This window comes from Pseudomonas asturiensis, from assembly GCF_900143095.1.
Taxonomy (GTDB): Bacteria; Pseudomonadota; Gammaproteobacteria; order Pseudomonadales; family Pseudomonadaceae; genus Aquipseudomonas; species Aquipseudomonas asturiensis.
Genome location: NZ_FRDA01000005.1, coordinates 174,162 through 192,438, shown reverse-complemented (window position 1 = coordinate 192,438; position 18,277 = coordinate 174,162). Strand labels below are relative to the sequence as shown.

General features: G+C 59.2%; 19 protein-coding genes, 2 tRNA genes and 1 riboswitch. Of the genes, 7 read left to right on the top strand and 14 right to left on the bottom strand.

Annotation, left to right across the window (positions count from 1 at the left end):
• Positions 1 to 12 precede the first annotated feature (12 nt).
• From BUB69_RS11250 to ltaE, 6 genes are all read right to left on the bottom strand, one after another.
• Positions 13 to 89, bottom strand: a tRNA-Arg gene (locus BUB69_RS11250).
• 108 nt (positions 90 to 197) lie between these two features.
• A tRNA-Ser gene (locus BUB69_RS11245) sits at positions 198 to 288 on the bottom strand.
• A 62-nt stretch (positions 289 to 350) separates the two neighbouring features.
• A complete protein-coding gene (gene csrA, locus BUB69_RS11240) occupies positions 351 to 539 on the bottom strand; it encodes a carbon storage regulator CsrA (RefSeq protein ID WP_002554426.1) in 189 nt (62 codons plus the stop codon).
• 171 nt (positions 540 to 710) lie between these two features.
• A complete protein-coding gene (locus BUB69_RS11235) occupies positions 711 to 1,943 on the bottom strand; it encodes an aspartate kinase (protein ID WP_073166215.1) in 1,233 nt (410 codons plus the stop codon).
• Between the two features lie 93 nt (positions 1,944 to 2,036).
• Entirely contained in the window at positions 2,037 to 4,661 is a 2,625-nt protein-coding gene (alaS, locus tag BUB69_RS11230; protein WP_073166214.1) for an alanine--tRNA ligase, read from the bottom strand.
• A 144-nt stretch (positions 4,662 to 4,805) separates the two neighbouring features.
• Positions 4,806 to 5,810: a low-specificity L-threonine aldolase gene (gene ltaE, locus BUB69_RS11225; RefSeq protein WP_073166213.1), complete on the bottom strand. Its 1,005-nt coding sequence runs from the start codon at positions 5,808 to 5,810 to the stop codon at positions 4,806 to 4,808.
• Positions 5,811 to 6,017: 207 nt separating this feature from the next.
• Positions 6,018 to 6,185, top strand: a riboswitch (FMN riboswitch).
• A gap of 126 nt (positions 6,186 to 6,311) precedes the next feature.
• Here ltaE and BUB69_RS11220 point away from each other — a divergent pair.
• Entirely contained in the window at positions 6,312 to 6,824 is a 513-nt protein-coding gene (locus tag BUB69_RS11220) for a 6,7-dimethyl-8-ribityllumazine synthase (RefSeq protein WP_073166212.1), read from the top strand.
• A gap of 57 nt (positions 6,825 to 6,881) precedes the next feature.
• On the opposite strand, the gene arfB is transcribed toward BUB69_RS11220, so the two are convergent.
• The 8 genes from arfB to BUB69_RS11180 form a co-directional block, all read right to left on the bottom strand.
• Positions 6,882 to 7,295, bottom strand: coding sequence for an alternative ribosome rescue aminoacyl-tRNA hydrolase ArfB (gene arfB / locus BUB69_RS11215; protein WP_073166211.1), 414 nt, complete (start codon positions 7,293 to 7,295; stop codon positions 6,882 to 6,884).
• Between the two features lie 114 nt (positions 7,296 to 7,409).
• Positions 7,410 to 8,819, bottom strand: a complete 1,410-nt coding sequence (locus tag BUB69_RS11210; RefSeq protein WP_073166210.1) for an amino acid permease — start codon at positions 8,817 to 8,819, stop codon at positions 7,410 to 7,412.
• A 295-nt stretch (positions 8,820 to 9,114) separates the two neighbouring features.
• Complete coding sequence (gene rluB / locus BUB69_RS11205) at positions 9,115 to 10,338, bottom strand: 23S rRNA pseudouridine(2605) synthase RluB (protein WP_024689182.1); 1,224 nt, start codon at positions 10,336 to 10,338, stop codon at positions 9,115 to 9,117.
• A gap of 184 nt (positions 10,339 to 10,522) precedes the next feature.
• On the bottom strand, positions 10,523 to 10,714 hold the full coding sequence (locus BUB69_RS11200) for a DUF1289 domain-containing protein (protein WP_073166209.1): 192 nt from the start codon (positions 10,712 to 10,714) through the stop codon (positions 10,523 to 10,525).
• Between the two features lie 206 nt (positions 10,715 to 10,920).
• Entirely contained in the window at positions 10,921 to 11,715 is a 795-nt protein-coding gene (gene scpB, locus BUB69_RS11195) for an SMC-Scp complex subunit ScpB (RefSeq protein ID WP_073166208.1), read from the bottom strand.
• A 15-nt stretch (positions 11,716 to 11,730) separates the two neighbouring features.
• Positions 11,731 to 12,429 (bottom strand): segregation and condensation protein A, encoded by a 699-nt coding sequence (locus BUB69_RS11190; RefSeq protein ID WP_175561716.1) that lies wholly within the window; start codon positions 12,427 to 12,429, stop codon positions 11,731 to 11,733.
• A gap of 119 nt (positions 12,430 to 12,548) precedes the next feature.
• A complete protein-coding gene (locus BUB69_RS11185; RefSeq protein ID WP_024689178.1) occupies positions 12,549 to 13,178 on the bottom strand; it encodes an L-threonylcarbamoyladenylate synthase in 630 nt (209 codons plus the stop codon).
• Between the two features lie 13 nt (positions 13,179 to 13,191).
• Positions 13,192 to 14,055: a PHP domain-containing protein gene (locus BUB69_RS11180; protein WP_073166204.1), complete on the bottom strand. Its 864-nt coding sequence runs from the start codon at positions 14,053 to 14,055 to the stop codon at positions 13,192 to 13,194.
• A 65-nt stretch (positions 14,056 to 14,120) separates the two neighbouring features.
• On the opposite strand from BUB69_RS11180, the gene BUB69_RS11175 reads away from it, so the two are divergent.
• The 6 genes from BUB69_RS11175 to BUB69_RS11150 all read left to right on the top strand — a co-directional run bounded on the left by BUB69_RS11175 (position 14,121) and on the right by BUB69_RS11150 (position 18,274).
• Positions 14,121 to 14,717 carry a septation protein A gene (locus tag BUB69_RS11175; RefSeq protein ID WP_073166746.1) on the top strand — a complete coding sequence of 199 codons (597 nt, stop codon included), beginning with the start codon at positions 14,121 to 14,123 and terminating at the stop codon, positions 14,715 to 14,717.
• Between the two features lies 1 nt (position 14,718).
• Entirely contained in the window at positions 14,719 to 15,018 is a 300-nt protein-coding gene (locus BUB69_RS11170) for a YciI family protein (protein ID WP_024694197.1), read from the top strand.
• A 153-nt stretch (positions 15,019 to 15,171) separates the two neighbouring features.
• Positions 15,172 to 15,579 (top strand): SH3 domain-containing protein, encoded by a 408-nt coding sequence (locus BUB69_RS11165; protein WP_073166201.1) that lies wholly within the window; start codon positions 15,172 to 15,174, stop codon positions 15,577 to 15,579.
• A 7-nt stretch (positions 15,580 to 15,586) separates the two neighbouring features.
• Positions 15,587 to 16,264, top strand: coding sequence for a response regulator transcription factor (locus BUB69_RS11160; RefSeq protein WP_073166199.1), 678 nt, complete (start codon positions 15,587 to 15,589; stop codon positions 16,262 to 16,264).
• Between the two features lie 99 nt (positions 16,265 to 16,363).
• Positions 16,364 to 16,828 (top strand): Spy/CpxP family protein refolding chaperone, encoded by a 465-nt coding sequence (locus BUB69_RS11155; RefSeq protein WP_024689172.1) that lies wholly within the window; start codon positions 16,364 to 16,366, stop codon positions 16,826 to 16,828.
• 90 nt (positions 16,829 to 16,918) lie between these two features.
• On the top strand, positions 16,919 to 18,274 hold the full coding sequence (locus BUB69_RS11150; RefSeq protein ID WP_073166196.1) for a sensor histidine kinase: 1,356 nt from the start codon (positions 16,919 to 16,921) through the stop codon (positions 18,272 to 18,274).
• Positions 18,275 to 18,277 lie beyond the last annotated feature (3 nt).

Here is an 18,277-nt window from a genome sequence, read left to right as displayed (position 1 = left end):
ACCAACCTTAAATGGTGCACTCGACAGGATTCGAACCTGTGACCGCTCGGTTCGTAGCCGAGTACTCTATCCAGCTGAGCTACGAGTGCAGTGTTGAAGCCGCGCATTATAGGTCGTCAGATTGTTTTGTCAAGCGCTTTTTCTAGTAAATTCAACAACTTACAGATCAAGCCAAATCTAACGCACTACATGAATAATGGCGGAGAACGGGGGATTCGAACCCCCGACACCCTTTTGAGGTGTACTCCCTTAGCAGGGGAGCGCCTTCGGCCACTCGGCCAGCTCTCCGCAACACGGGGCGTATAATAACCACCCTTTTCCCCGTTTGCAAACCAAAAATTCAATAAAAATTAATGGCTTGGTTCTTCGTCCTTCTCTTTCTTGATCCGCAGGTAAATCTCTTCACGATGAACCGCGACTTCCTTGGGCGCATTGACACCAATACGCACCTGATTACCCTTTACGCCAAGCACGGTCACAGTGATTTCACCATCACCAATGATCAGGCTTTCTGCGCACCGACGAGTCAGAATCAGCATACTTTTCTCCTTACGCATTCATTCAGGGACAACAGTCTGCACAACCAGTAGGCACAGCCCGCAGCATCAAAGCCTGCGAACATGGCCGAGTATCGACTAACGCAAAGAAAAGAACAGCCTTTCTGCGCAGCTCTCAGAACGTGCAGCCAGGCCGCACGCCCTGAAGTCAGATCACTCGCCCTGTCGAGCAGCATCCAGTTCAAACGCCGTGTGCAGTGCGCGCACCGCCAACTCCAGGTACTTCTCTTCGATCACCACCGACACCTTGATTTCCGACGTCGAGATCATCTGGATATTGATGCTCTCCTTGGCCAGCGCTTCAAACATGCGGCTGGCAACGCCTGCATGGGAACGCATGCCCACGCCAACGATGGAGACCTTGGCAATCTTGGTGTCGCCGGACACTTCACGTGCGCCGATTTCACGCGCCGTCGTCTCAAGCACCTGAAGCGCGGCCTGATAGTCATTGCGATGAATCGTGAAGGTGAAATCGGTGGTGTTATCGTGCGCCACGTTCTGCACGATCATGTCGACTTCAATGTTCGCTGCGCTGATCGGGCCAAGAATCTTGAACGCCACACCCGGAGTGTCTGGCACGCCACGGATCGTCAGCTTGGCTTCATCGCGGTTGAAAGCGATGCCGGAAATGATCGGCTGTTCCATGGATTCCTCTTCATCAATGGTAATGAGGGTGCCCGGCCCCTCTTTGAAGCTGTGCAGAACGCGCAGCGGGACATTGTATTTGCCGGCGAACTCAACCGCCCGGATCTGCAGCACCTTGGAACCGAGACTGGCCATTTCCAGCATCTCTTCAAAGGTGATCTTGTCCAGACGCTGTGCTTGCGACACCACCCGCGGATCGGTGGTGTAAACACCATCCACATCGGTGTAGATCTGGCATTCATCGGCTTTCAAGGCCGCCGCCAGCGCGACACCGGTCGTGTCGGAACCGCCACGGCCCAGTGTCGTGATGTTGCCGTTCTCGTCGACGCCCTGGAAACCGGCCACCACCACAACACGACCTTCTTTCAGGTCATTGCGGATTTTCTGGTCGTCGATCTGCAGGATGCGCGCCTTGTTGTGCGCGCTGTCAGTGAGAATGCGCACCTGATTGCCGGTGTAGGACACCGCAGGCACGCCACGCTTCATCAGCGCCATGGCCAGCAAGGCAATGGTGACCTGCTCACCAGTGGACACGATCACGTCCAGCTCGCGTGGAACCGGCTGATCGCTGATCTGCCGGGCCAGGTCGATAAGACGATTGGTTTCGCCGCTCATGGCCGACAGCACGACCACCAGGTCATCGCCCGCCTCGCGGAATTTCTTGACCTTGTCGGCCACCTGCTCGATGCGCTCGACCGAGCCCACGGAGGTGCCGCCAAATTTCTGTACGATTAAAGCCATCTCAAAGCCGCCTCAGAACCCGTTAAGAGCACCCATAAACAGACGAGTCCGCGTATCAGGCCCGCCTTGCGCGGACAGGCCTGCGAACCCGATTCAGATACCCTGCTCTACAAAAGGAACGGTCAGTGCCAGCGCAGCATCCAGCGCACCTGCATCGACACCACCACCTTGAGCCATATCAGGACGGCCGCCGCCCTTACCACCTACCGCTGCGGCCGCTTGCTTCATCAAATCACCGGCTTTGAGTTGGCCAGTCAGGTCCTTGGTCACGCCTGCAACCAAGACAACCTTGTCTTCGTGAACACTGCCGAGCAGGATCACTGCGCGGCCGAGCTTGTTCTTCAACTGATCGACAAGCGCCAGCAGCGCCTTGCCGTCCTGACCATCCAGACGTGTGGCCAGAACCTTGACACCCTTGACATCCAGCGCGGCAGACGACAAATCGTCACCAGCAGCACTGGCAGCCTTGGCCTGAAGCTGTTCCAGTTGTTTTTCCAGCAGACGGTTGCGCTCAAGCACAGCCGTCAGCTTGTCCAGCAGGTTGTCGCGATTGCCTTTGACCAGCGTCGCGGCTTCCTTGAGCTGATCTTCAGCCGAATTCAGCCATTCCAGCGCCGCAGCACCCGTGACCGCTTCAATACGACGAACGCCTGCAGCAACACCGCCCTCGCTGACAATCTTCAGCAGCGAGATGTCGCCGGTGCGATTGGCGTGGATACCGCCGCACAGCTCGACGGAGAAATCACCGCCCATGCTCAGCACGCGCACACTATCACCATACTTCTCGCCGAACAGCGCCATCGCGCCGCGTTTCTTGGCAGTCTCGACGTCGGTCTCTTCGGTCACGACCGAGGTGTTCTTGCGGATTTCGGCGTTGACGATGTCTTCCAGCGCGCGCAATTGCTCAGGCTTGATCGCTTCAAAGTGGCTGAAGTCAAAGCGCAGGCGCTGACTGTCGACCAGCGAACCTTTCTGCTGAACATGATCGCCCAGCACTTGACGCAAGGCCGCGTGCAGCAAGTGCGTGGCGGAGTGGTTCAGTGCGGTTGCCTGACGAACTTCGGCCGACACCTGGGTTTCAACCTGTGCGCCGACAGTCAGACTGCCACTGGCCACGACACCATGGTGCAGGAACGCGCCACCGGTCTTGGTCGTGTCGCGCACATCGAAACGTACGCCGTCCGCTTCAAGGAAACCACTGTCACCAATCTGGCCGCCGGATTCTGCGTAGAACGGCGTGGTGTCAAGGATCACGACGCCCTCTTCGCCTTCGCTCAACTGCTGAACGGACTGACCGTCCTTGTACAGCGCGACAACGCTGGCGCTGCCAGTCGTCGCCGAATAACCGGTGAACAGGGTTGCCGCATCGACCTTGACCAGGCTGTTGTAGTCCATGCCGAACGAACTGGCCGAACGGGCGCGTACGCGCTGGGCATCCATCTCACGCTCGAAGCCTGCTTCGTCCAGCGTCAGGTTGCGCTCGCGGGCGATGTCGCCGGTCAGGTCCATCGGGAAACCGTAGGTGTCGTAAAGCTTGAACACCACTTCGCCCGGCACGACAGAACCCTGAAGCTCAGCCAGATCCTGCTCGAGGATTTTCAGACCCTGCTCAAGCGTCTTGGCGAACTGCTCTTCTTCGGCTTTCAGTACGCGCTCGATATGCGCCTGCTGCTGAACCAGTTCTGGGAACGCAGCGCCCATTTCGGCAACCAGCGCAGCCACGATCTGGTAGAAAAAGCTGCCCTTGGCACCCAGCTTGTTACCGTGACGGCAGGCGCGACGAATGATGCGGCGCAGCACGTAGCCACGACCTTCATTGGAAGGCAGTACGCCATCGGCAATCAGGAAACCGCACGAACGGATATGGTCAGCCACGACTTTCAGCGAAGCCTGGGCGTCATTGGTGCAACCGATGGCCTTGGCCGAAGCGGTCAGCAGGCTCTGGAACAGATCGATTTCGTAGTTGGAGTGAACGTGTTGCAGCACCGCACTCACGCGTTCAAGGCCCATACCGGTGTCGACCGATGGCGCTGGCAGCGGGTGCAGCACGCCGTCGGCCGTGCGGTTGAACTGCATGAACACGTTGTTCCAGATCTCGATGTAACGATCGCCGTCTTCTTCCGGCGAGCCTGGAGGACCACCCCAGATTTCCGGACCGTGGTCAAAGAAGATCTCGCTGCAGGGACCGCAAGGGCCGGTGTCGCCCATGGTCCAGAAGTTGTCGGACGCGTAAGGCGCGCCTTTGTTGTCGCCAATACGAACCATGCGTTCGGCAGGCACGCCGATTTCCTTGGTCCAGATGTCGTAGGCCTCATCGTCAGTGGCATAGACCGTGACCCAGAGTTTTTCCTTGGGCAGGTTCAGCCATTTCTCGGAGGTCAGAAATGTCCAGGCGTAGGTGATGGCGTCACGCTTGAAATAGTCACCGAAGCTGAAGTTGCCCAGCATTTCGAAGAAGGTATGGTGACGGGCGGTGTAACCGACGTTTTCCAGGTCGTTGTGCTTGCCACCGGCACGCACGCACTTCTGGCTGGTGACCGCTCGGGTGTAGGCACGTTTTTCCTGGCCCAGGAAACAATCCTTGAACTGGTTCATACCTGCGTTGGTGAACAGCAGGGTTGGGTCATTGCCCGGAATCAAGGAGCTGGAGGCGACACGTGTGTGGCCTTGCTCTTCGAAGAAGCCAAGGAAGGCTTCACGGATTTCTGCGCTTTTCATAGGTTCTTCCACGGAGACTGCGGCCAGAGGCAAGTGCAAAACGTCAAATGACGTAGCGACGGCAAAGGGCCGCATTATATAGGCGTTGCGCCCTCGGTACAGTGTGTTTGTACGATAGAAACAAGTAACTGGACTATTGGCATGTCATTGGCGCGTGAACTCGGCAAATGCGCTTATCACTTCCTCGACCTGAGTTCGGGAAACGTTCAGGTGCAGCACCATCCGCAAACGCGGGGCCGCCACGAGTTGAATGCCGCGCTCGGCACAGAATGCCTTGAGCGATCCGGCACGCTCACCAACAGCCACGTACACCATATTGGTCTGCACAGGCTCTACACCATAGCCCAGCGCTGCCAGCCCTTCGGCCAGAAATGCTGCATTGGCGTGATCCTGCGCCAGTCGCTCGACCTGATGATCCAGCGCATACAGGCCGGCCGCGGCCAGACTACCGGCCTGGCGCATACCGCCGCCCACCATCTTGCGCAAACGACGCGCCTTGGCGATCAGTTCATGGGAGCCGCAGAGCACCGAACCCACCGGCGCGCCCAGCCCTTTGGACAGGCAGATGGAAACGGAATCGAAATAACCCGTGATGACCCGTGCATCCACGCCAAGCTTCACCGCTGCGTTGTACAACCGAGCGCCGTCCAGGTGCAGGGCCAGGCCTTTCTCCAGCGTCAGGGCGCGTGCGGCAGCCAGATAGGACAGCGGCAGCACCTTGCCTTGCATCGTGTTTTCCAGTGCCAGCAGACGGGTGCGGGCGAAGTGAAAGTCATCGGCCTTGATTGCATCGCTCACCTGTTGCAAGTCCAGCGAGCCGTCGGGCTGAACGTCCAGCGGTTGCGGCTGAATCGAGCCGAGCACCGCGGCACCACCGCCCTCATATTTGTAGGTGTGCGCCTGCTGGCCAACGATGTATTCATCGCCCCGCTCACAGTGAGCCATCAAGGCGAGCAGGTTACTCATGGTGCCGGACGGCACGAACAGCGCTGCGGCAAAGCCCAGGCGCTCGGCCAATGTGGCTTCGAGAAGATTGACGGTCGGGTCTTCTCCATACACGTCATCGCCGACGGGTGCTCGCGCCATGGCATCGAGCATGCCAGCCGTTGGCAGTGTCACTGTGTCGCTGCGCAGATCGATGACCGTCACGAAAAACTCCCTGAATTCGAGTATCGATTAAGCAACCCTGTGGCTGCAACGAAGCATTACTAAGGCCGTGGCACATGATAATCAAGCCCTGTCGCCCTCGATACTCCACTGCTTTATACGAAAAAGGTAGGTTCACTGTACGAAAGTGTCCATGCATGACCCAAGGAACTGTGATAAAAATCCCGCGCCGGCCACGAAATGTGTCGGCAACGTTCTCAGGGCGGGGCGTAATTCCCCACCGGCGGTAATGATGCGCAATGCGTCTAGCCCGCGAGCGCTTGAGGGTTGGCAGCATTGGCTGACGACCCGCAAGGTCAGCAGACCCGGTGTGATTCCGGGGCCGACGGTCATAGTCCGGATGAAGAGAGAGCGGGAGTGGCGTCTACAAGAACGTCTGCAAAACCCTATCTTGAACGACTCTGTTCAAGCGGTTTTCCTACGCGACTAGAATCCCTTTCGATCCAAATGCCCTGTTTTTTCTATAAACAGGAGTCAGAACACGTGCAACCCACTGCAATCGACAGCAAAAGCAAAAGTCATCCGAACGAGCGCGTTGCGTTCATCCAGGCCTGCTGGCACAAAGAGATCGTCGATCAGAGCCGTAAAGGTTTTGTCGCCGAAATGGCCCACCATGGCTACGCCGAGAGCGACATCGACTTCTTTGAAGTGGGTGGCGCGTTCGAGATCCCGCTGCACGCAAAACTGCTGGCCAATTCGGGCCGTTACGCCGGTATCGTCGGCGCCGCACTGGTGGTGGACGGTGGCATCTATCGCCACGAGTTCGTTGCGCAGTCGGTGGTCAGCGCGCTGATGCAGGTCCAGCTGGAAACCGAAATCCCGGTATTTTCCGTAGTGCTGACGCCGCACCACTTCCATTCCGGCGAAGAGCATCAGAAATTCTTCTTCGATCACTTCGTGCACAAAGGCGAAGAAGCGGCCAAGACGTGCGCCGATACCCTTAATAAGGTGCGCGCCCTGCGTCGTCACGAGCTTCAGCAAAAAGCCGCTCGCTGACACGGTGAGGATGAGGCTGCACTGACTGCCCTGCGCATCAGAGGCAGCCTCGTCTGATCAGAAGTCCACCTTCCCCCGCCCTGCCTTGATCGACCCCCGCTTGCTCTTGGACTCCAGTCTGCGAGTCTTGGAACCCAGCGTCGGGCGCGTCGGCCTGCGTTTTTTCTCGACCTTCCCTGCATTGACGATCAGCTCGCTCAGCCGCAACAACGCATCGGCCCGGTTCTGCTCCTGCGTACGGTACTGTTGCGCCTTGATCACGATTACCCCATCACTGGTAATCCGATTGTCGCTCAGCGCCAGCAACCGCTCTTTATAGAAAGGCGGCAACGACGATGCGTGAATGTCGAAACGCAAATGCATGGCACTGGAGACCTTGTTGACGTTCTGCCCACCCGCGCCCTGGGCTCGAATGGCAGTCAACTCGATTTCAGCGTCCGGCAAATGAACGTTGTTGGAAATCACCAGCATGAAGACATCTACACACAATCAGAATGAACGCCAAGGATACGCCGCTCGTAGCAGCCGTGCATGGCTCGCATGAAAAACCCGGCCTCATGAGCCGGGTTCTTCAAGGGTTTGGCATTACTTGACCGAGGCCGACGCCACCCTAAGATCGCGTCGATTCTTGATCCGGTAGCAGAGCCACATGGCAGCCAGCCAGACCGGTATCGCATAGACCGATACCTGAATGCCGGGAATCATCAGCATGATGCCCAGAATGAACACCACGAACGCCAGGCACACGTAGTTGCCATACGGATACCACAGGGATTTGAACAGCGGGACCTGTTGCGTGCGGTTCAGGTGTTGACGGAATTTCAGGTGCGAGTAACTGATCATTGCCCAGTTGATGACCAGCGTGGCCACCACCAGCGACATCAGCAGCTCCAACGCATGCTGCGGAACGAAGTAGTTGAGCAGCACAGCCACCAGCGTCACCGCCGCCGAGGCGAAGATTGCCTTGACCGGCACGCCACGCTTGTCCACCTGCGCCAGCCCCCTGGGCGCGTCGCCCTGCTCGGCCATGCCGACCAGCATGCGGCTGTTGCAGTAGGTGCCACTGTTGTAGACCGACAGCGCCGCTGTTAGCACCACGAAGTTGAGGATATGCGCAGCTGTGTCACTGCCCAACATCGAAAACACCTGCACGAACGGGCTGCCGCTGTAGGAATCGCCCGAGGCATTAAGACTGGTCAGCAGACTATCCCAAGGGGTGAGCGAGAGCAGCACCACCAATGCGCCGATGTAGAAAATCAGGATGCGGTAGATGACCTGATTGATGGCTTTCGGAATGACCGTCTTCGGCTGTTCTGCCTCGGCCGCGGTAAAGCCAAGCATTTCCAGACCACCAAAGGAAAACATGATGATCGCCAACGCCATCACCAGACCGCTGACCCCATTGGGGAAGAATCCGCCGTGCGCCCAGAGGTTGCTGACCGACGCCTGCGGTCCGCCGCTGCCACTGACCAGCATGTAGCTGCCCAGCGCGATCATGCCGATGATCGCAACCACCTTGATGATCGCAAACCAGAACTCGGTCTCGCCAAACACCTTGACGTTGGCCAGGTTGATGACGTTGATGAGCACGAAGAAGACTGCAGCCGAGACCCAGCTCGGAATATCGGGCAACCAGTAATGGATGTATTTGCCGACGGCCGTCAGTTCCGACATGCCGACCAGAATGTACAGCAACCAGCAGTTCCAGCCGGACAGGAAACCGGCAAAGCCGCCCCAGTAGTTGTGCGCGAAATGGCTGAACGACCCGGCCACCGGCTCTTCAACGATCATCTCACCCAGCTGGCGCATGATCATGAAGGCGATGAAGCCGCAGATCGCGTAACCGAGAATCATCGACGGCCCGGCCGATTTCAACACACCAGCCGAGCCCAGAAACAGGCCCGTTCCAATAGCGCCGCCAAGGGCGATCAGCTGGATGTGTCGATTCTTCAGACCACGCTTCAACTCGCCAGACGCTGAGCTTTGTTCACTCATCAAAAGCCACCTGATTGTTCTTGTTCTGTGACGGATAGGACCCGTTGCGCTCGTGACGCAACGGAATACAGCGCTCAGGACGGATAGCCCCGAGCGTTTTCAAACAACAGTGATTCACAGAAAAAAGCGCGGCATTGTACACCGGCCTCCACATCGGGGTTTAAAAGAGACGAGCAGGCGTGACGGGTTGTTTACTCAAACCCTGACGCAGGATAAAAACCATCCGTAAACAGAAACGCCAGCCGCAAGGGGCTGGCGTTTCCGTTTATTTACACACGCTGCTCACACGCCACGTTTACTGTGGCTTGCGACGACCGAAGCCTGGGCGCTGGCCCGAGCCTGCCGGTGGACCACGACGCTTGCCTGACGGCGCGTCATCGTCGACCAGCTTGATACCGGCACGCTTGGGCGCTGGCTTGGCCGGACGTTTGTTCATGTCGCTCGGACGCTCGGCCACCGGAGTGCCACGGCTGTTGTCAGCCGGACGCGGCGAACGCGAACCTGGCTTGCCGGAATCCTTGCGCGGTGAAGGACGCTGGGTCGAATCGCCACGCGGACGATCACGGTCGCTGCCAGTGATCTGCGGTTGACGCTGCGAACGTTCGCTGGACGTTGATGCGCCAGCAGCAGGACGCAAGGTCCGCACGCGCTCGCCTTTGCCCAGCGGGCGGGACGATTGACGCTGCAGGCGCTCCAGTTTTTCCTTGGTCTTGGCGTTCATCTGCGGCTGGGCCACAGGTGTCAGGCCGACTTCGGCAGCCAGAATGTCGACTTCGTACTGGCTCATTTCACGCCAGCGGCCCATCGGCAGGTCGGAGTTCAGGAACACCGGCCCGTAACGCACGCGCTTCAGGCGGCTGACCACCAGGCCCTGGGATTCCCAAAGGCGACGCACTTCGCGGTTACGGCCTTCCATCACCACACAGTGATACCAGTGGTTGAAGCCTTCGCCGCCCGGTGCCTGCTGAATGTCGGTGAAACGCGCAGGACCGTCTTCGAGGATCACGCCGTTTTTCAAACGCAGCAGCATGTCGTCGTCCACTTCGCCACGTACACGTACCGCGTACTCACGGTCCATTTCGAACGAGGGGTGCATCAGACGGTTGGCCAGTTCACCGTCGGTGGTGAACATCAGCAGACCGGTGGTGTTGATGTCCAGACGACCAATATTGATCCAGCGGCCTTCTTTCGGGCGCGGCAGGCGATCGAATACGGTCGGACGGCCTTCAGGGTCGTCACGGGTGCAGATCTCACCGTCCGGCTTGTTGTACATGATGACGCGGCGAACCGTTTCGGCTGCTTCTTCGCGCTTGATCACGCGACCGTCGACGCTGATAGCGTCGTGCAGGTCAACACGCTGACCGAGGGTGGCGTCCTTACCGTTGACCTTGATACGGCCTTGGGTAATCCAGGCTTCTACGTCACGGCGCGAGCCCACGCCAATGCGCGCCAGAACCTTCTGCAGCTTTTCGCCTGCGGGTCCGATTTCCTGGCTGTCCTGCTTGTCTTTTTCACTCATCTGGGCACCTCCCGGTGTGTCGAATCAGGGCTGGCCGAGAACCGGCGAGACCTGTGCCCTGCGCGCTGTGGATAGCCGCAAGGCGAAATACTTGAAGCCCTGGCGAAAGGGTTATCGCCGAGGGTCGGCCATCATACGCCCCTGCGGTCTTTTGTGCATCCGGGGCGCGGCGTAATTACCGGCATCACTTCTTCTTTTTGCGACCACCGGTCTTGAGCTTCGCCAGCCGCTTGGCTGATTCACTCAGCACTTCGCGCTTTTCGTCCTTTTCCAGCTTCTTCCACGCCTTGATTTCCCGTTTGCTGCGACCACACCCCAGACAAATATCGTCGTCGAATTTGCACAAGCTGATGCAGGGGTTCCTGGTTGAACTCATGGGCAGCGACTCTCATGGGAAAGGTGACTGAAGGTGTGACCGCAGGCGGGGGGATGAATTCGACGTGATGGCAGATACAGGCATGCGCTATGCGGGAGGCGGCTTGCCGGCGAGGCGATCTGACAGGCAACCGTTCAGTGCCTGATCTGACGACATCGGCGGCGAGCCGCCTCCCTACCGCTAGCCGAACGTCGTACGCAAGACAGTCAATCCGGCCTGGGGGCTTGATCCAGATCTTCTTCATCAACCGATTCTTCATCAACCGATTCGGGCTCAGCCCGTAAAAGATCATCGAAATCGGTCTTGAGCCCCTGTTCCATCGAGTCCAGTTCAACCAGCAGACTGCGAAAGCTGGTTTCGTCACGCGGTGGCTCTGGCTCTTCGTCGACATCCAGGCTGGCATCGGCCAACGCCTGGATATGCGCAGGGACCGGGGCGTCTTCGAAGTCCAGCTCCGGCTCGGTTTCCATTTCGCGCAGGTCTGCCAGCGGCGGCAGTTCGTCCAGACTCTTGAGGTTGAAGTGGTCGAGAAAGCCTTTGGTGGTGGCGAACATGGCCGGCTTGCCCGGTACATCGCGATAGCCCACCACGCGAATCCACTCGCGCTCCATCAGCGTCTTGACGATGTGGCTGTTCACCGCAACGCCACGCACCTCCTCGATCTCACCCCGGGTAATCGGCTGACGATAGGCGATCAGCGCCAGGGTTTCGAGCATGGCACGGGAATAGCGCTGAGGCCGCTCTTCCCACAGGCGTCCGACCCAGGGTGAAAACCTGTCACGAATCTGCAGACGATAGCCGGACGCGACTTCCTTGAGTTCAAAAGCGCGGCCGTCGCAGGATTTGCGCAGCAGTTCCAGCGCTTTCTTGAAGATCGGCGGCTCCGGGCGCTCGCCTTCCTCAAACAGCTCATACAGCCGATCAAGCGTTTGCGGCTTTCCGGAGGCCAGCAGAAAAGCTTCAAGCAGTGGCGCAAGTTCGCGGGGTTCGTTGAGATTCATGGGTGTGCTCTGGCTCTACTCGGCTCGCGCCCGGACATGGATCGCCGCAAAGGGCTCGTTTTGGACCAGCTCGACCAGCGATTCCTTGACCAGCTCAAGCACGGCCATGAACGTGACCACCACACCGAGTCGCCCCTCCTCTGCGGTGAACAACTCGGCAAAGGGCACGAAACCACCCCCCTTGAGGCGTTCCAGCACATCGCTCATGCGCTCGCGGGTGGAAAGAGCCTCGCGGCTCACCTGATGGCTTTCGAACATGTCGCCGCGATGCAGCACTTCAGCCATCGACATCAGCACCTCTTCAAGGCTGACATCCGGCAACAGCTTTCGCGCCCGTGCTTCAGGGGCATCCAGTTTCGGTACGATGACGTCGCGCCCCACCCGTTTCAGGCCATCAAGGCCCTCTGCAGCGGCCTTGAAGCGTTCGTACTCCTGCAGACGACGAATCAGCTCGGCACGCGGATCGCCTTCCTCTTCTTCGATTTCCGCCGAACGCGGCAGCAACATGCGCGATTTGATCTCGGCGAGCATGGCTGCCATCACCAGGTACTCGGCCGCAAGCTCCAGGCGCACGGTTTTCATCAGCTCGACATAGCCCATGTACTGCTTGGTGATTTCAGCCACCGGAATGTCGAGGATATCGATGTTCTGTTTGCGGATCAGGTACAGCAGCAGGTCGAGGGGGCCTTCGAAGGCTTCGAGAAAGACTTCCAGCGCGTCCGGCGGAATATAAAGGTCCAGCGGCATCTGCGTGAGCGCCTGGCCGTAGACCAGGGCAAACGGCAGCTCCTGCTGGGCATCAGCCTGACTGTCGACGGTCTCGACCACTGTCATTACGAACCGTCACCAAACGGCGTCGGGTCGCCACAGCCGACACGAATGACCTGTGGTTCGCCTTCGGAAAGATTGATGACGGTGGACGCGGAAATCCCGCCCATCCCGCCGTCGATGATCAGGTCCACCTGATGCTCGAGAATTTCACGCATTTCATAGGGATCGCTCAGCGGCACGCTGTCACCCGGCATGATCAGGCTGACACTCATCAGCGGCTCACCCAGCTGCTCCAGCAGTGCCTGGGCAATCGGGTGGCTCGGCACACGCAGACCGATGGTGCGACGCTTGGGGTGCAGGATCAGGCGCGGCACTTCTCGGGTGGCGTTGAGAATGAAGGTGTAAGGGCCGGGCGTATGGGCTTTCAACGCACGGAACGCGCCGGTGTCGACTTTGGCAAACAGGCCCAGTTGCGACAGATCGCAGCACATCAGCGTGAAGTTGTGCTTGTCGTCCAGTTGCCGCAGACGACGGATACGCTCGATGGCGCTCTTGTCGCCAATCTGGCAACCCAGCGCATAGGACGAATCTGTCGGGTACACCACCAGCCCGCCGGCCTTGATGATTTCCGCAGCCTGTTTGATCAGGCGCGGTTGCGGGTTCTCCGGGTGGACCTGGAAAAATTGACTCACGGTAACTTCCTGTTCAGACGGCGGCAGTAGGATGTTCATGTTTGAATCTGCACCATAAAGGCGGCAAATCCTCCGGGACCGGGCGATAAACGCCAATTTCGCCCCAGGTGCCGGGGCCATGGAAGTCGCTGCCGGCGGACACCAGCAGACCGAACTCACGGGCCAGGATTGCCAGGGTTCCGACTTGATCGGCAGGCTGCATGCCATTGACCACTTCGATGGCGTGACCGCCAGCCTGGATGAAATCGCCGACCAGTTTACGCCGTTTACTGCGGGTAAAGTCATAATGCGAAGGATGCGCGAGGCTGACCCAGGCGCCGGAAGCCCTCAAGGTCGCTACGGTGTCTTCCAGCGTCGGCCAGTGCTGCTTGACGTCACCCAGCTTGCCCGCGCCCAACCATTTACGGAAGGCCTCGGCGCGATCCTTGACGTAACCTTCGCGCACCAGAAAGTCAGCGAAATGCGGACGCGCTGGCGCATTACCACTGTCGCCCAGCTCTTTCTGGATCGCCCGCGCGCCTTCCAGCGCCCCAGGCATACCTTTGATCGCCAATTTGCGACTGATTTCTTCAGCGCGTAGCCAGCGTCCATCATGCAAACGGGCGATGGCTTCGGTCAGGGCAGGTGCCTGAATGTCGAATGCATAACCCAATATATGGATGGTCGCCCCGCCCCAGGTGCAGGACAACTCGACACCGTTGACCAGTTGCATACCCAGCGAATGCGCCGTCGCACGGGCTTCTTCGAGACCTTCGAGGGTGTCGTGGTCGGTAAGCGAAAGGACACGCACGCCATTTTCGTAAGCACGCGTCACCAGTGCGGTGGGCGACAAGGCTCCATCCGAAGCGGTGCTGTGGCAATGCAGATCAACATTCATAGTGGTGCTTTCGCAGTCATTGATGTTTGTTATTATGCCGCTACATCCTGCTTCTGGCTGCCATTGTGAAACAATTCATCGACTTCATCCCGCTGCTCCTGTTTTTCATTGTCTACAAAACCGAACCCCGCGCATTGGATATCCTGGGCAACAGCTACATGGTAGGCGGCATTTTCAGCGCCACTGCCATGCTGATCATCAGTTCGGTGGTGGTTTACGGCATCCTCTATATAAAGCAGCGCAAGCTGGAGAAGAGCCAGTGGCTGACCCTCATCGCCTGCCTGGTGTTCGGCAGCCTGACGCTGGCCTTTCACAGCGAAACCTTCCTCAAGTGGAAAGCGCCGGTGGTCAACTGGCTATTTGCCCTGGCATTTGCCGGTAGCCATTTCATTGGTGATCGTCCACTGATCCAGCGCATCATGGGCCACGCGTTGACCTTGCCGGCTGCCATCTGGACCAAACTGAACATCGCCTGGATCTTCTTCTTCCTGTTTTGCGGTGCGGCCAACCTCTATGTGGCGTTCACTTATCAAGAATTCTGGGTCGACTTCAAGGTCTTCGGCAGTCTGGGCATGACCCTGATTTTCCTGGTGGCACAAGGCATCTACCTGTCCCGCCACCTGAATGATGCAGCTTCCACCACGACCAAATCCGAGGACTGACATGCTCTACGCAATCATCGCCACTGACGTCGAAAACTCGCTGGAAAAACGCTTGAGCGTACGCCCTGCGCATCTTGATCGACTCAATGCGCTCAAGGATGCCGGCCGCCTGATCCTGGCAGGCCCGCATCCTGCGGTCGACAGCAACGATCCAGGCGCAGCCGGTTTCAGCGGCAGCCTGATCGTGGCCGAGTTCGATTCCTTGAGTGCAGCAGAAAGCTGGGCAAAGGCCGATCCGTTCGTCGAGGCAGGCGTCTACGCCAACGTGGTGGTCAAGCCGTTCAAGCTGGTTCTGCCCTGATACGACGCTGAGTCTCCTGTGCGGTCCTGCACGCAACATCGCAGGACCCGCCCGCTTCACGCCCTGCTCCCCCGTTGCCCTCATCATTCCCCACGCGCTGCCGACAACCTGCCGAGGTTCCACTAAAAACGGTTCTGGTCAACGGGAGTTCAGATGCGTTCAGGTACGTTGTGTCTGCTGATAGCGATGTCGGGAACAAGCCTGCAGGTTCAGGCAGAAGGGGCGGATGTCACCGGGGCTACACCTGCGGCGCATTCTTCAAGCGCTGCCAGCCAGATAGCAGATCTTCAGGCGCGACTGGGCGAGAGCGAGCGTCAGCGCGAAGAGCTGGCCAGGCAGGCGCAAAGCGTCGAACGCGACAGCGCCCTGTTGAGCCGCTCGCGCCAGGAGAACCAAAAGCTCAAGTTGCAGCTCAAAGAAGCGTTGTCGGCCGCGCCACCGCGCCTGCTGACCGAGCAACAACAATGGTTCGTCGCAGGGGGTGGCGTTGCGATGATTGCCCTTCTGTGCGGTATATTTGTCAGCGGTTGGCGTAGGCAACGTCGGCAGTGGCTAAATTGAGTGAGACATGAGCGAGCTGTTACTAATTGATGATGATCAGGAGCTTTGTGAGCTGCTGAGCAGTTGGCTGAGCCAGGAAGGTTTCCAGGTACGCGCCTGTCACGATGGCCAAAGTGCCCGTCAGGCGCTTGCCGAGCAAGCCCCGTCAGCGGTGGTACTGGACGTGATGCTACCCGACGGCAGCGGTCTGGAACTGCTCAAGCAGTTGCGTTCCGAACACCCCGAGCTGCCGGTGGTGATGCTCTCGGCACGTGGCGAACCGCTGGACCGCATTCTGGGCCTGGAACTGGGCGCTGACGATTACCTGGCCAAACCCTGCGATCCCCGCGAGCTGACTGCCCGCCTGCGCGCCGTGCTGCGCCGCAGCCATCCGGTGGCGTCGTCGACTCAGCTTGAACTGGGCGACCTGACTTTCAGCCCGATGCGCGGCGTAGTCAGCATTGATGAGAAAGAACTCACACTCACCGTTTCGGAAAGCCGCCTGCTGGAAGCCTTGCTGCGCCAGCCCGGCGAACCGCTGGACAAGCAGGAACTGGCGCAACTGGCGCTGGGCCGCAAACTCACTCTCTACGATCGCAGCCTGGACATGCACGTCAGCAACCTGCGCAAGAAAATCGGCCCTCACCCGGACGGCCGTCCACGGATCATGGCGCTGCGCAGCCGTGGTTACTATTACAGCCTTTAAGCTTACACAAGCTTTACCAAGCCCTGACCGCGCTTGACCTTGATCTCCCTAAACTGGGCTCAACGGCATAGAGCCGCACTAGAGACAAGGAGATACACCATGCGCAAGACCCTGATCGCTTTGATGTTCGCCGCTGCCCTGCCTACCGTTGCCATGGCTGTTCCACCGCCACCTGCAGGCGCTGAACCTGGCGCACCGGCCATGCATATGGAGCGCGACGACCGTGGCCCTGGCCCTGGCATGCATCGCGGCCCAGGCCCTTTCCGTGATCTGGACCTGTCGCGTGAACAGCGCCAGCAGATCGACCGCTTGATGCGCGAACAGATGCACGAACGCCGTGACATCACTCAGCGCTACCTGGACAAGATGCCTGCTCCTGAGCAGAAGGCCATGCAGGACGAGATCAACGCCAAGCGCACCGAAACCGATACCCAGATTCGCGCCCTGCTCAAGCCTGATCAGCAGAAGCAGTTCGATGAAATCAAGAAGAAGCAGGACGAACGTCGCGCCGAATGGGCCGAATTCAAGGCCTGGAAAGCCGCGAAGGCTGCAAAAGCGCAATAATACCGGTCACGCCCCAGGGCAGACTGACTGCAACCAACCCGGCATGCTCGAGCATGCCGGGCTTGCTCATTTCTTGACCGAGGAAAACCTGTGCGTTCATTGTTCTGGCGAATCCTGGCCAGTTTCTGGCTGGCCATTGCTCTGGTTGCAGGCCTGTCGATTCTGCTCGGGCACATGCTTAATCAGGACGCCTGGATCCTCAGCCGTCATCCGGTGCTCAATAATCTGCCGGAAAACTGGACCCAGCGTTTCGAAGAACAGGGCGCCGAGGCGTCTCAGGATTACCTCCAGACCCTCAAGCGCCGTAACCGCATTGACGTGCAGGTGCTCAATGACAGCGGCGAGCCGGTGGTGCGCGGCACCTTCCCGCCTCGTGCAGCAGCCCTTGAAGCGCGCCAGCAGCAGGGCGATGACGACGATGACGGCAGAAAACTGCCGTGGCGACGTCTGGCAACCGAATACACCAGTCCCAAGACTGGCGAAACCTATCTGTTTATCTACCGGATTCCCCACCCGGAACTCGATCAATGGCATCGCCAGAGCCTGATGTGGCCGCTGAGTGCGCTGGGCATCGCGCTGGTCGTGCTGACCCTGTTCAGCCTGTTTGTGACCCTGTCGATCACCCGGCCGCTGAGTCGCCTGCGTGGCGCCGTGCATGATCTGGGTCAGACCAGTTACCAACAGCACAGCCTGGCGCAACTGGCCAACCGTCGTGACGAATTCGGCGTGCTGGCCACCGACTTCAACCGCATGGGCGCGCGCCTGCAAAGCCTGATCGGCAGCCAGCGTCAGTTGCTGCGTGACGTGTCCCATGAACTGCGCTCACCACTGGCGCGCCTGCGCATCGCGCTGGCCCTGGCAGAACGTGCCGAACCTGCCGAGCGTGAAAAGCTGTGGCCGCGTCTGGGCCGCGAATGCGATCGGCTGGAAGCGCTGATCAGCGAGATTCTGGCCCTGGCGCGCCTGGATGCGGACTTTGGCAGCGCCGAGCCAGTCGATCTGGAGGGGCTGCTGCATCGCCTGAAGCACGACACGCAACTCGACGGCGTCGAGCAGAGCATTCAGGTGCACGTGCAAAGCGATCTGCACTTGCAAGGCTGGCCGGACATGATCGAACGAGCGCTGGACAACCTGCTGCGCAATGCCCTGCGCTTCAACCCGCCGGGCCAGAGCATCGATCTGCAGGCCACGTGTGTGGACAACCACATACGCCTGAGCGTGCGTGATCACGGTCCTGGGGTCGCCGAAGAGCATCTGGCGCAACTGGGCGAGCCATTCTACCGCGCACCCGGCCAGACTGCGCCGGGCCACGGGCTGGGACTGGCGATCGCCCGACGCGCCGCAGAACGTCACGGCGGCAGTATGACCCTGGGCAATCATCCGCAAGGCGGTTTCATCGCCACGCTGGATCTGCCGCCAGAGCCCGTCAATCCCTCATCGGTCTAGGGC